The following is a 12,832-nucleotide window of genomic DNA, read 5'->3' as shown; positions in this document are numbered from 1 at the left end:
ACAGGCGGCTATGCATGCAAATCTCTGGCGCTGCAGCGCAGCAAAACCTAGGTTGATGGCCAAGGGGGGGAACCCGATCACTGCAACGAAGGGTCCTGAAATGGCACATGTGCAAACCACCACCGCCCACGGCGGCAATTTCTTCACCGGCTTTTTCGAAGGCATCTTCAACTTCCTGGTCCGCATCTCCGAGGCCAACAGCCGCGTCAAGGAAATCGAACGCCTGAACAGCATGTCCGACGCACAGCTGGAAAAACTGGGTATCGAACGCACCGACATCGTGCGTCACGTCTTCCGCGACAGCTTTTACATCTGATCGCACAGACCGCAGGCGATCACCCGCCTGGCTTCTGATGACCGCCGCGCCCCGAACCGGGCGCGGCGTCATTATTTCGGGACGTTCAGTTGCCCGCCCGGCGCATCATCATCTCGTGCACCGCCGCCATGCCACGGTCGGCCATGTCCGAAACCTCGGCCGCATGCACCTGCAGCGCCGTGACGATCTCCGGCGCATGTGAGGTCTGGACCACGACAATCCCTTCTTGCGTGACCTCGATCTCGGTTTCGATCTCGTCCCGGCGCGCAAAGAAGATGTCCAGCGTCGGGCTCTGGATGAAGACCTGCGGATCGCGCCCTTCTTCGACCCGGGCAATCATCCCGGCGACGTGGCTGACCAGCACCTGCATCACCTCAGGATCGTCCGAAAAGGTCACGGTGCGAATCCCGTCGGGCAGGTTGTCCACCCGGCGCTCGATCTTGTCGAAATTGCGGAACATCACCGCCAGTTCGGCGCTTTCCTCCGGCGTGGCATCCAGCCCGCGCAGGCCCGGCATGTTGATCTCATCATGTCCGGCGCCGCCCGCACCGTGATGCAGCCCCATACCGTGCCCCGCCATCTGCGCCGCGCCCTGCAGCGGCCAGGCCAGCAAGAGCAGCGCCAGCATCCATCCCGTCCGTATCATCCTCGGCATCCTCCGCAATCGGCCACCGGCCCGTCCTGTGTCCATCCCAGCCCATTTTCCGCGCGCAGCCAAGCCCGACCAGTTCCACAAAGCAGAAAAGGCCGCCCATAAGGGCGGCCTTTCGCGATCTTGCATGGCGGCGGACCCGCGGTCCGCGCGCACTCAGTTCTGAGCGTAGAATTCGATGACCAGGTTCGGTTCCATCACCACGGCGTAGGGCACGTCGCCCAGCTGCGGGGTGCGGACGAAGGTGGCGGTCATCTTCGAGTGGTCGGCCTCGATGTAGTCGGGCACGTCACGCTCGGGCAGTTGGGTCGCTTCCAGAAGCGCAGCCATCTGCTTGGATTTCTCGCGAACCTCGATCACGTCGCCTTCCTGGACGCGGTACGAGGGGATGTTCACGCGCTTGCCGTTCACCAGGACGTGGCCGTGGTTGACGAACTGGCGGGCAGCAAAGACGGTCGGCACGAACTTGGCGCGGTAGACGACGGCGTCCAGGCGACGCTCGAGCAGGCCGATGAGGTTTTCACCGGTGTCGCCCTTCACACGCTCGGCTTCGGCGTAGATGCGGCGGAACTGCTTTTCGGTCAGGTCGCCGTAATAGCCTTTGAGCTTCTGCTTGGCGCGAAGCTGCAGGCCGAAGTCGGACATTTTCTGCTTGCGGCGCTGACCGTGCTGGCCGGGGCCGTATTCGCGGCGGTTCACCGGCGACTTGGGGCGGCCCCAGATGTTTTCGCCCATGCGGCGGTCGATCTTGTACTTGGCAGTCGTGCGTTTTGTCACGGCTGATCTCCTTCGTCAGGTTTTCGAAGGGCGTTGTCCTCTCCCCGGATTTGGCCGGAGTGACAGGGATCCCCTTGCGAGGGCCACCAACACCAATGAGCGCGCGCTTATACAGGCTCCGGGGGGCGTGTCAAGCGCGCTGCCTGTCGGGTCCGGACAATTTGAACCAAAGGGGAACATTAACATTTGCTTTACACCTCGGGAGTCAAATTGGGCAAGACCACGGCACGGAGGCGGAAGTGGCGAAACCGGCAGCAGATGAACACGCGGCGCGCAACGCGCTGGACCATGCGGTAAAAACCCGCGACGCATCCGTGATGGACATGGTCCGGCGGTCGATCCAGCATCGTCAGGTCATGCTGGCCTTCCAGCCCGTGATGCAGGCCCAGACACGGGGGCGCGTCGCCTTTTACGAGGGGCTGATCCGCGTTCTCGACGAAACCGGGCGGATCATTCCGGCAACCGACTTCATCGACACGGTCGAGGATACCGAATACGGGCGCATGCTGGACTGTATCGCGCTGGAAAAGGGACTGGCCGAGCTCGGCCGCGTGCCCGGCCTGCGCCTTTCCATCAACATGTCCGCACGCTCCATCGGCTACAAGAAATGGATGCGCACGCTCCATCGCGGCCTCGACCAGGATCCGACCATTGCTGAACGGCTGATCCTGGAGATCACCGAAAGCTCTGCCATGCTGGTGCCGGAACTGGTGGTCAGCTTCATGGATGACCTGCAGCGCCGCGGCATCTCCTTTGCCATCGACGACTTCGGTGCCGGCTACACCGCCCTGCGCCACTTCAAGGACTTCCGCTTTGACGTCCTCAAGATCGACGGCCAGTTCTGCCAGGGCATCGCCACAGATCCGGACAACCAGGTGCTTGTTGGTGCGATGGTGAAGATCGCCGAACAGTTCGACATGTTCACCGTCGCCGAGATGGTCGAATCGCATGAAGACGCCGACTGCCTGGCCGCGCTGGGGATCGACTGCCTCCAGGGATATCTCTTTGCCGCGCCCAGCGTGCGCCCGCCCTGGCGCCGCGAAGACGCCGCGCGCCGCGTCGGCTGACGCGACGGCACCTTTTCCCACTAACGTTGCGGCACATAAGGCATGGACAACCGGCCTCTCCGCCATGCATCTTCGGGCTGAGACACCCTGTCCGGTTCTTATGGTTCGCCACTTCGGCTATCTCCCTAGCCGACAAGCGAGGAAGAGAAGGACCCGCAACCGGTGGGGCCGCGTCTTGACCTGATGCACCCGCTTGCCTGGAGGACTACATATGACCAACGTCGTTATCGCAAGCGCTGCCCGGACGGCCGTCGGCAGCTTTGGCGGTTCCTTTGCCAACACCCCGGCACATGACCTGGGCGCAGCCGTCCTGGAAGCGCTGGTCGATCGCGCCGGCATCGCCAAGGAGGATGTTTCCGAAACGATCCTCGGCCAGGTGCTGACCGCGGCGCAGGGCCAGAACCCTGCCCGCCAGGCACATATCAACGCCGGCCTGCCCAAGGAATCGGCGGCCTGGGGCATCAACCAGGTCTGCGGCTCGGGCCTGCGTGCGGTTGCGCTGGGTGCACAGCATATCATGCTGGGCGATGCCTCGATCGTCTGCGCCGGTGGCCAGGAAAACATGACGCTGTCGCCCCATGCCGCGCACCTGCGTGCCGGTCACAAGATGGGCGACATGAAATACATCGACACGATGATCCGCGACGGCCTCTGGGATGCCTTCAACGGCTACCACATGGGCCAGACCGCCGAGAACGTGGCCGACCAGTGGCAGATCACCCGCGACATGCAGGATGAATTCGCCGTCGCCTCGCAGAACAAGGCAGAGGCCGCCCAGAAGGCCGGCAAGTTCGACGACGAGGTCGTGGCCTTCACCGTCAAGACCCGCAAGGGCGACATCGTGGTCGACAAGGACGAGTACATCCGCCACGGCGCCACCATCGAGGCCATGCAGAAGCTGCGCCCGGCCTTCACCAAGGACGGCTCGGTCACTGCGGCCAACGCAAGCGGCCTGAACGACGGCGCCGCCGGTGCCCTTCTGATGTCCGCCGACGAGGCCGAAAAGCGCGGCATCGAACCGCTGGCCCGCATCGCCTCCTACGCGACCGCCGGGCTCGACCCGTCGATCATGGGCGTGGGCCCGATTCACGCCTCGCGCAAGGCGCTGGAAAAGGCCGGCTGGAAGGTCGAGGACCTGGACCTGGTCGAGGCCAACGAAGCCTTTGCCGCGCAGGCCTGCGCGGTGAACAAGGACATGGGCTGGGATCCGGCCATCGTGAACGTGAACGGCGGCGCCATCGCTATCGGTCACCCGATCGGTGCCTCCGGCGCGCGCGTCCTGAACACGCTGCTGTTCGAGATGAAGCGCCGCAACGCCAAGAAGGGCCTCGCCACGCTCTGCATCGGCGGCGGCATGGGCGTCGCGCTCTGCGTGGAGCGTCCGTAACCCAGCGGTACACGGCATATCGGGGGCGCCAATGGCGCCCCCTTTTTTGTGGGGAGGGTTCGGGCATATCCCGGGCCGGACAAGAGGTCGCGCCAAACGACCCGAAAAGCTGAGTAACATTGTTGCTCATCAAAAAATCTCACGGTAACAAAGTTACCAGACACGGACAGAAAACTGGAGGAACCCCAATGGCACGTGTAGCACTCGTCACCGGCGGCAGCCGCGGCATCGGCGAAGCCATTTCCAAGGCCCTGAAGGCCGAAGGCTACGAGGTCGCAGCGACCTATGCCGGCAACGACGAGAAGGCCGCCGCCTTCACCGAGGCCACCGGCATCAAGACCTACAAGTGGAACGTGGCCGACTACGAGGCCTCGAAAGCCGGGCTGGCACAGGTCGAGGCCGATCTTGGCCCCATCGACGTGGTCGTGGCCAATGCCGGCATCACGCGCGACGCGGCCTTCCACAAGATGACCCCCGAGATGTGGAACGAGGTGATCGACACCAACCTCACCGGCGTCTTCAACACCGTGCACCCGATCTGGCCGGGCATGCGCGACCGCGGCTTTGGCCGGATCATCGTGATCTCCTCGATCAACGGCCAGAAGGGCCAGATGGGCCAGGTCAACTATGCCGCCACCAAGGCGGGCGACCTCGGCATCATCAAGTCGCTGGCCCAGGAAGGCGCGCGCAAGGGCATCACCGCCAACGCGATCTGCCCGGGCTATATCGCGACCGAAATGGTCATGGCCGTGCCGGAAAAGGTGCGTGAAAGCATCATCGCGCAAATCCCCGCCGGCCGCCTGGGCGAGCCCGAGGAAATCGCGCGCTGCGTGACCTTCCTGGCCTCCGACGACGCGGGTTTCATCAACGGCTCGACCATCTCGGCCAACGGCGCCCAGTTCTTCGTCTGAGTGCACCGCCAAGGGACGGCGGGTGGGGCGAGGTTCCGTCCGAAGGACGGGACAAGCGTCACCCACCGGCCCGTACGCACAGGAAAAGCGCCCGCAGCGGGCGCTTTTTTCATTGGGGCGATGTTTTCGGTGCTAGCATCGGTCATTGATTTCGAAAGCGACACCGATGACCTCTCCCTGGGCCGCGCTTGCGGTATTGTTCACCGCTCGGCTGGCGATGGCCTTTCAGTACCAGGTCGTCGGATCGCTGGGCCCGATGTTGATGGAACGCCACGGAACCGACCTCGCGGACCTCGGCATCCTGATTTCCCTCTATCTCCTGCCCGGCCTCGTTTTCGCCCTCCCCGGCGGCGGTATCGCCCAACGCCTGGGCGACCGGCGCGTGGTCGCCGGCGGACTGGTCGTGATGGTCCTTGGCGGGCTGATCATGTGGCAGGGCCAAAGCTGGTCGCTCCAGATCCTCGGGCGTCTCCTCGCAGGGACCGGAGGTGTCCTGCTGAACGTCATCATGACCAAGATGGTGGCGGACTGGTTTGCAGGTCGAAATCTCGCCACCGCGATGGGCATTTTCGTCAACTCCTGGCCCGCGGGGATCGCGCTGGCCCTGCTGGTGCTGCCCCTGATCGCCCAGGCCGGTGGCCTGAACACGGCTCTTGCCACCTCGATGGCCTTCTGCATCGGGGGCTTGGTTCTGATGACGGTTGTCTATCGCGACCCGCCTGCACCCCTTGCCGGAAGCGCGCCTACCGGACGCTGGCCCCGGAACGGCGCCTTGACCGGCATCGTGATCGCGGGCTGTGTCTGGGGCCTCTACAATGGCGCGCTGGCGATGGTCTTTGCCTTTGGCCCCGCGTTGCTGGTGGAACGCGGAGCCGCCCTGACAGAGGCCAGCGGAACCAGTTCGCTGGTCCTCTGGCTGGCCGTGCTCTCGGTCCCGGCCGGCGGCCTCATCGGCGACCGGATAGGACGCCCCAACGCCGTTCTCCTTGTCGGACTGGCCGGATTCGCAGCGACATTTGCCCTTGCTCTCGCCGCACCTTCGCTGCCTGTCTTCATCCTCATGGGGCTGGCCTGCGGTTTGCCGGCCGGACCCATCATGGCCCTCCCCGGCCGCGTCCTGCAGCCCGAAAGCCGTGCACTGGGCATGGGGATCTTCTTTACGCTGTACTATTTCTGGATGGCGGTCATGCCGGCCCTGTCCGGCGCCCTGTCGGAACAGGTCGGCAGTGCGGCGGCGGCATTCTGGCTGGGCATTCTCCTGCTGGCCCTCGCGGCTCTGGGCACGTTGGGACTCATGCGGTCCAGCGCGCGGATCGAATAACGCGGGCCAAGACAAAACGCCCCCGGAGCCTTGCGGTTCGGGGGCGTTTCTCTTCGCGCGTCCAGACCGGCGGGAGCGGGGAGACTCTCGACCTGCGGTCAGCGGCGACGGGCGAAAACACTTTTCCAGAGGCGGGACACAAGCCGGCCCCGTGCGGCATGGGCAGCGCGGATCGCGTCACGATGGCGGGCATCACTGGCGGCTTCGAGCATGTCGGACCTCTTTGAACAAGCATTCCTTGATGATCCCAACCTAGGCAGCCGCAAGAAAAGCGGCAAACGAGACTTCTCAGGCGCTCAGTCAAGATATACTTGTGTGATCATGTCTGACCGCCTGCCTCCTCTCACCGCTCTGCGCGCCTTCGACGCCGCCGCCCGTCACATGTCCTTTGCCAAGGCGGCCGAGGAACTGAACGTCACGCCCGCCGCGCTGTCCTTCCAGATCAAGAACCTCGAGGAGCATCTGGGCGCGCCGGTGTTTCGCCGCCTCAACCGCGCGGTTGAGCTGACCGAGGCCGGGCGCCTCCTGGCTCCGGGAACCTCCGAGGGGTTTGAGCGGCTGATCACCGCCTGGCGGGCGACGCGGCGCCTGCAGGATACTGGCAAGCTGACGGTCACCGCTGGCCCCGCCTTCACCGCCAAATGCCTGGCCCCGCGGCTCTACGATTTTGCCCAGGCCCACCCGGACATCGAACTGCGCTTTGTCGCCGGCTTGCGCATGATGGATTTCGACCGGGATGAGATCGACGTGGCCATCCGCTACGGCTATGGCACGGACGAGGGCCTGTTCAGCGAACACCTCCTGGACGAAGGCGTGACGCCACTGATGCGCCCCGACCTAGCGGCGCTCTACCCCACGCCGGACAGCCTGCTGGATGCCCCTCTGCTGCAGGATGCCTCGCATGACTTCATGGACCCGCCCGCCGGTTGGCCCGAATGGTTCAACGCCTGCGGCATGACGGACTGTCCCACCCCGACCGCACGATTCTCGCAGGCCGATCACGCGCTGGACGCGACCCTGGCGGGCGGTGGCGTTGTCCTGTCACGCACATCGCTGGCACAGAGGTTGCTGGCTTCGGGACAGTTGGTCGCGCCGTTCGACATTGCCCTGACAACAGCCGCGCGATTCCGGTTTCTCTGCGCCAAGGGTACGGAGACACGTCCACAGATCGCCGCGTTCCGCGAGTGGCTGTTTGCGGAGATCAGGGCATTGCCCACCGGGCTTGAGGGCAAGACGCTGGTCTCTGTCGATGACCTGGCCCGGGCCTGAGCAAGGCACCGGGACAGGTCTGAAATGAACCGTTCTACATCACGTTCTGCGGCGAGAGCCGCGCGATTTCTTCCTTGATCCTCAGCTTCTGTTTCTTCAGGTCCGCGATGCGCAGGTCATCGGTCCCGGGGGCGCGCTGCGCCTCCTCCACGGCTTCCGACAAGGCGTGATGCTTCCTTTTCAGTTCCTGCAAGTGCGAACTCAAGCTCATGGGATCCTCCTTTCAGATGATGAGACTCTCAGTGCAGCACAGAATTTCCCGCAAGTCACGCTGCGGCTGCAAAATGGCTTCGCAAAAATGTAACATGGATACAGGTCAAATTCGGCCTGCCGGGAATTCCAGCGGCGCTGCCTGTATCATGATCGCCTCGAAACGGGCGGTATAGCGGTTCCCCGGCTCCTCGTGGCGGTCGCCGGCGTGAATCACCGCACCGGCGTGAAAACGGAAAGGCGCGCGCCCCTCCTTGCGTCCGCGCAGCAGGATCAGGCGCGGCGGACGGCCTTCGCGCGGCAGCAAGGGCAAGAGCTCCAGCGCCCCCAGCCGGCCCTGCATGGCCACGATCAGGTCCGGCAGGCGTTCGGCGCGCTGGATGAAGGTTGCATAGCCGCGCGGTTTCAATCGCCGGGCGGCACAGGCGACCCAGTCGGCCAGTGGTGTCTCCCCTGCAAGGGCGATTTCCCGCCCGCTTTCATCGGCACTGATCCGCTTGCCGGCCTCGAAATAGGGCGGATTGGCAAAAACGTGGTCAAAGCTCTGCGCCTTAAGCTCTGGCGGCGGATCGGACAGGTTGCCGGTCCAGATCTCCCCGTCCAGCCCGTTGTGCGCCAGGTTTTGGCGCGCCAGGTCGGCATAGCCCGGCTGCAGTTCCAGGCCACTCAGCCGCAGCCCCGGCACGCGCGCGCCAAGGCAGCATAGACCCGGCCCCGCCCCACAGCCCAGTTCCAGCACGCTTTGCCCCGGCCGGGCCGCGACCGCGGCTGCCAACACCACCGGATCGGTTCCGGCACGGTATCCATCCTTTGGTTGCAGCAGGCGCACCCTGCCGCCCAGCATCGCGTCCTCGGTCAGCGCGTCGGGGGCAAAGGGCTCAGCCCTCAAAGTTCACCCCGGCGTCGCGCAGCAGGCACCGGGCCTGCTCGATCTGGTCCGCGCGCACCATCAATCGCCGCGGCAGAATGCCTATGGATCCTTCGAGAACGCTCATGTTTACGTCCAGTTCAAAGCTGTCTATACCCTCCCCGTTCAGAAGGGTCCGGACCAGCGGGATCAATGTGATGTCGTTTGTGCGCAAGAGCTCTTCCATGTCGGGGATGTAAGGACAAGGCGCACGATTTGTCGAGCCTTGCACGGGAGTTTGATGAGCTTGGACGACGCCACTCAAAAGCCGCATGAACGTCTCGCCGCGCTGCTGGCCGGGGATCTTGACGAGGTCAACGCCCTGATCCGTGCGCGCATGGCGTCGAAACATGCGCCACGCATCCCCGAGGTGACGGCCCACCTGGTCGAGGCCGGGGGCAAGCGGCTGCGCCCGCTGCTGACGCTGGCGACGGCACGGATGTGCGGCTATGACGGCCCCTACCACGTCTACCTGGCCGCGACGGTGGAGTTCATCCATACCGCGACGCTGCTGCACGACGACGTGGTGGACGAAAGCAAAAAACGGCGCGGGCGACCCACGGCGAACCTGCTCTGGGACAACAAGTCCAGCGTGCTGGTGGGTGATTACCTCTTCGCACGCTCGTTCCAATTGATGACGGAAACCGGCAATCTGCGGGTGCTGCGCATCTTGAGCGACGCGGCGGCGACCATCGCCGAGGGCGAGGTGCTGCAGCTGACGGCGGCGCAGGATCTGTCGACGACAGAGGCGATCTACCTGCAGGTGGTGCGCGGCAAGACGGCAGCGCTGTTCTCGGCCGCGACCGAGGTCGGCGGCGTGATCGCCGGACGGCCCGAGGAAGAGGTCAAGGCGCTGTTCGACTATGGCGACGCGCTGGGGATCGCCTTTCAGATTGTGGACGACCTGCTGGACTACTGGGGCTCGGACGCGACGGGCAAGAACGTCGGCGACGACTTCCGCGAGCGCAAGCTGACCCTGCCGCTGATCAAGGCCTTTGCCGCGGCAGATGACGAGGAAAAGGCGTTCTGGAAGCGGGTGATCGAAAAGGGCGACCAGCGTGACGGCGACCTTGAACATGCCATCGCCCTGCTGAACAAACACGGCGCACTGGAGGCGACCCGGCAAGAGGCGCTGGCCTGGGCCGCACGCGCCAAGGCCGCTATGGAAAGCCTGCCGCAAAGCGAGTTACGCGATCTGCTGATCGACCTCAACGACTACGTGGTGAGCCGGGTCAGCTAGGCCCGAAACGCCCTTTCACCGGGTCTTACCGCGCAGCTGCGCCTTTAGCTCAAGGTCGCATATTCCACCCACCACTGGGGGAAATTCCGGCGCATTTCCTGCGCCATGACCTCATGCAGACCACGGCTTTCAAACACAGCGAAACAGGTTGCGCCAGAACCAGACATGCGCACCAGTCGCACGCCGTCCAGGAACGACAGTTCTCGGAGCACTTGCCCGATTTCGGGACGCAGGTCGGATGCGGGCGCCTCAAGATCATTTCGTTGCTCGGCCAGCCAGGTCAGCACATCGCGGGACCGCGGGCCTTCGGGCATCGGGGTCATCGGCGGATTGTCCCGCCGGTCCAACGCCTTGAAGACTGCAGGGGTTGAAACCTCGACCCGTGGATTGACCAAGATTACATCCAGAGGCTGCAGATCCAAAGGCGTGACCTGCTCTCCAATGCCCTGCATGCGCGCCGCATGGGCCAGCATGCAAACCGGCACATCCGCCCCCAAATCCGGCAGATGCACGCCGGAAGGACGACCGAAAAGCTGCTCCATGCCCCGCAGGACTGCCGCCGCATCGGAGGACCCGCCACCGATGCCCGCAGCGGCGGGCAGGTGCTTGTCCAGGGTGATGGCAACGGGTTCGCCAAATGCCTCTGCCGCCTTCCAGCAGAGGTTGCGCGCGTCGTCCGGCACGCCCGCCGCCATCGGCCCGGTCACGCGCAGCGACATCTCACTTGCCCGCGCGACGGTCACACGATCCCCGACATCCGCGAACATCACCAAACTGTCGAGCAGGTGATAGCCGTCGGCGCGCTGGCCGGTGACGTGCAGGGTCAGGTTGATCTTGGCGGGGGCAAAGACCTCAATTGCCTGCGCTGTCATCGGCAAGTGTCAGCGGCGGCGCGCCCTCTTCTTCAAGGACCTGATCAAGCCCGACCTCGATCTTGCGCTTGATGCGTTCGGGATCGGCCTCGGCGGCGGCATCTTCCCAGTCGACGAAGGACAGCGCGCGTTTCCACATGAACTCTGCCTCGCGCTGACGACCCACCGCCCAGTAGACATCGCCAAGGTGGTCGTTCACCACCGGGTCGATCGGCATCAGCTCGGCGGCACGTTCCATGTGCGGCACGGCCTCTTCGTAGCGGCCCAGCCGGTACAGCACCCAGCCCAGGCTGTCGACGATGTAGCCGGCGTTGGGCCGCGCCTCGACCGCGCGTTCGATCATGTCGAGCGCCTCGTCCAGCTTGACCTGTTTTTCCACCAGCGAATAGCCGAGGTAGTTCAGCACCTGCGGCTGTTCCGGGTTCAGGTCCAGCGCCTTGCGGAAATCGGCCTCGGCCTCGGCCCACTTGTCCTGGCGCTCGTAGGAAATGGCACGGGCGTAGAACAGGAACCAGTGTCGTTCGCCAACCTCGGCGACCTTGGACAGCCCCTCGGTATAGGCGCCGACCGCCTCGTCATAGCGTTCATCCTGGCGCAGGTAGTCGCCCAGCGTGGAATGCACCACTGCCATCGACCCGTGGGACTGTGCCAGGTCTTCCAGCACGCCGATAGCCGCATCCATGTCGCCGCTTGCGCGCAGCGCCTCGGCGCGGCCCAGTTCGGCGGCATGATAGGCGTCGTTGTCCTGCGGCACCTTGGCATAGGTGTCGATGGCCTGGTCGTATTGGCCGATCTTGGACAACACCTCTGCCGACAGCAGGATCGCGTCGACATGATCGTTGCGCAGGTATTCAGCCATCTGCGCATAGAGCAGCGTCAGGTCCTCGTTGTTCTCGGAGGCAAGCGCACCGGCCACGGTGTAGAACACTTCGGCGATGCCATCGCGCGGCGACCGCACATGGGTGAAGGGCACGGTTTCACCGCCCTCAAGGCGGGTGCGCAGATCCTCAAGTCCCGGATCCAAGCTGCTGCCGAAAGAGTCGTTCAGCAGCTGGACGGCGTCTGCATTGCGGTCAAGCTGGCTGAGGATCTCGGCATGGGCCATGACGCCGCGGCGGGTCGACCCCATGCCCGAGCTCTGGTTGCCTCCAAGTATCAGCTCGGCGCCCTCGTAGTCCCCCACGGAAGCCAATGCAAAAGCCTTGTGATAGGCGGCGAAGGGCGCCAGCCCCTGGATGCCCGCGACCTCGTCGAACGTGACAAGGGCGCTGGTCATGTCGCCTTCGCCCAGCTGGGACCAGGCCTTGACTAGGCCGTCGGCCAGCGGGCCAAGGCCGCGCTTGTCGTCGATGGCCTTGATGATCGCGCCATAGGCCTCACCGCGCGCATCACGGGCCACAAGCGCCATCTGGGCGATCTGGCTGGAATACCCATCCTGCGCAAGACGTTCCGCATAGCTTCCGGCGCGGTCGACCTCGCCCAGCGAGATATTGGCCAGAACCGCGCGTTCCAGCAGCTCGGGACGGCCCGGATCGCGGGCCAGCGCCTTGCCGTAGTAATGCGCGGCGGCCTTGAAGTCGCCCAGGAAACTGGCCTGGCGCGCGGCCAAATAATCGCCCGCAAACCCCTGCGCCGTTGCGAGCGAAGGCAGCACAAGCGCCGTCGCCAACAAGGCCGCGCGCACCGTCTGTGTCCAAGCTGTCAAGATGCCGGTCTCCTCAGTCGCCATTTCGCCAAAGCCTAGAGCGGTTGAGCAGGCAAGGCAATCGCGACAGGCCGCAGAAGCGGGCCTGTGCTTCACCTCATTGTGAGTCCGCGCTCAACAGGCAGGCAACGCGCCGGGAATTGCTTGTGGTTGAAAACTTCTCACTTTGGTGAAAATTTGTGCGCAACTGGAATTGGG

The 12,832-nt window shown here is 64.5% G+C and carries 14 protein-coding genes; 7 read left to right on the top strand and 7 right to left on the bottom strand.

All coding sequences use genetic code 11. The features are described 5' to 3' along the window. Positions 1-100: 100 nt before the first annotated feature. Positions 101-316, top strand: a complete 216-nt coding sequence (locus tag BLQ71_RS17740) for a DUF1127 domain-containing protein (RefSeq protein ID WP_043141685.1) — start codon at positions 101-103, stop codon at positions 314-316. Between the two features lie 85 nt (positions 317-401). Here BLQ71_RS17740 and BLQ71_RS17735 read toward each other — a convergent pair whose 3' ends face one another. Together BLQ71_RS17735 and rpsD are read right to left on the bottom strand one after the other, a co-directional pair. Then, positions 402-962 carry a hypothetical protein gene (locus tag BLQ71_RS17735; protein WP_229754790.1) on the bottom strand — a complete coding sequence of 187 codons (561 nt, stop codon included), beginning with the start codon at positions 960-962 and terminating at the stop codon, positions 402-404. Positions 963-1,124: 162 nt separating this feature from the next. After that, positions 1,125-1,745: a 30S ribosomal protein S4 gene (gene rpsD, locus BLQ71_RS17730; protein ID WP_074622659.1), complete on the bottom strand. Its 621-nt coding sequence runs from the start codon at positions 1,743-1,745 to the stop codon at positions 1,125-1,127. Between the two features lie 317 nt (positions 1,746-2,062). Here rpsD and BLQ71_RS17725 point away from each other — a divergent pair, with 317 nt between their 5' ends. The 5 genes from BLQ71_RS17725 to BLQ71_RS17705 all read left to right on the top strand — a co-directional run bounded on the left by BLQ71_RS17725 (position 2,063) and on the right by BLQ71_RS17705 (position 7,700). After that, a complete protein-coding gene (locus tag BLQ71_RS17725) occupies positions 2,063-2,812 on the top strand; it encodes an EAL domain-containing protein (RefSeq protein WP_229754797.1) in 750 nt (249 codons plus the stop codon). Positions 2,813-3,023: 211 nt separating this feature from the next. Continuing rightward, positions 3,024-4,199 (top strand): acetyl-CoA C-acetyltransferase, encoded by a 1,176-nt coding sequence (locus BLQ71_RS17720; protein ID WP_043141682.1) that lies wholly within the window; start codon positions 3,024-3,026, stop codon positions 4,197-4,199. Positions 4,200-4,387: 188 nt separating this feature from the next. Continuing rightward, entirely contained in the window at positions 4,388-5,110 is a 723-nt protein-coding gene (phbB, locus tag BLQ71_RS17715; RefSeq protein ID WP_043141679.1) for an acetoacetyl-CoA reductase, read from the top strand. 166 nt (positions 5,111-5,276) lie between these two features. Then, complete coding sequence (locus BLQ71_RS17710; protein ID WP_074622657.1) at positions 5,277-6,431, top strand: MFS transporter; 1,155 nt, start codon at positions 5,277-5,279, stop codon at positions 6,429-6,431. 321 nt (positions 6,432-6,752) lie between these two features. Continuing rightward, the gene (locus BLQ71_RS17705; protein ID WP_043141980.1) at positions 6,753-7,700 is read left to right on the top strand and encodes a transcriptional regulator GcvA; all 948 of its coding nucleotides are present in this window, start codon (positions 6,753-6,755) and stop codon (positions 7,698-7,700) included. A 34-nt stretch (positions 7,701-7,734) separates the two neighbouring features. Here BLQ71_RS17705 and BLQ71_RS17700 read toward each other — a convergent pair whose 3' ends face one another. The 3 genes from BLQ71_RS17700 to BLQ71_RS17690 all read right to left on the bottom strand — a co-directional run bounded on the left by BLQ71_RS17700 (position 7,735) and on the right by BLQ71_RS17690 (position 9,004). Beyond that, on the bottom strand, positions 7,735-7,911 hold the full coding sequence (locus BLQ71_RS17700; protein ID WP_069086687.1) for a YdcH family protein: 177 nt from the start codon (positions 7,909-7,911) through the stop codon (positions 7,735-7,737). Between the two features lie 105 nt (positions 7,912-8,016). Further along, the gene (locus BLQ71_RS17695; protein WP_229754791.1) at positions 8,017-8,799 is read right to left on the bottom strand and encodes a tRNA1(Val) (adenine(37)-N6)-methyltransferase; all 783 of its coding nucleotides are present in this window, start codon (positions 8,797-8,799) and stop codon (positions 8,017-8,019) included. Further along, complete coding sequence (locus BLQ71_RS17690) at positions 8,789-9,004, bottom strand: putative signal transducing protein (RefSeq protein ID WP_074622655.1); 216 nt, start codon at positions 9,002-9,004, stop codon at positions 8,789-8,791. Before BLQ71_RS17690 ends, BLQ71_RS17695 begins: the two co-directional genes overlap by 11 nt. A gap of 54 nt (positions 9,005-9,058) precedes the next feature. On the opposite strand from BLQ71_RS17690, the gene BLQ71_RS17685 reads away from it, so the two are divergent. Continuing rightward, complete coding sequence (locus BLQ71_RS17685; RefSeq protein ID WP_074622654.1) at positions 9,059-10,057, top strand: polyprenyl synthetase family protein; 999 nt, start codon at positions 9,059-9,061, stop codon at positions 10,055-10,057. Between the two features lie 44 nt (positions 10,058-10,101). Here BLQ71_RS17685 and BLQ71_RS17680 read toward each other — a convergent pair whose 3' ends face one another. Together BLQ71_RS17680 and BLQ71_RS17675 are read right to left on the bottom strand one after the other, a co-directional pair. Beyond that, on the bottom strand, positions 10,102-10,929 hold the full coding sequence (locus BLQ71_RS17680; RefSeq protein ID WP_074622653.1) for a 4-(cytidine 5'-diphospho)-2-C-methyl-D-erythritol kinase: 828 nt from the start codon (positions 10,927-10,929) through the stop codon (positions 10,102-10,104). Further along, positions 10,910-12,634, bottom strand: coding sequence for a tetratricopeptide repeat protein (locus BLQ71_RS17675; protein ID WP_373286026.1), 1,725 nt, complete (start codon positions 12,632-12,634; stop codon positions 10,910-10,912). Before BLQ71_RS17675 ends, BLQ71_RS17680 begins: the two co-directional genes overlap by 20 nt. Positions 12,635-12,832 lie beyond the last annotated feature (198 nt).

This window comes from Antarctobacter albus, from assembly GCF_900101505.1.
Taxonomy (GTDB): Bacteria; Pseudomonadota; Alphaproteobacteria; order Rhodobacterales; family Rhodobacteraceae; genus Antarctobacter; species Antarctobacter albus.
The sequence above is the reverse complement of the archived record's forward strand: the minus strand, read 5'-3'. Positions and strand labels throughout refer to the sequence as shown.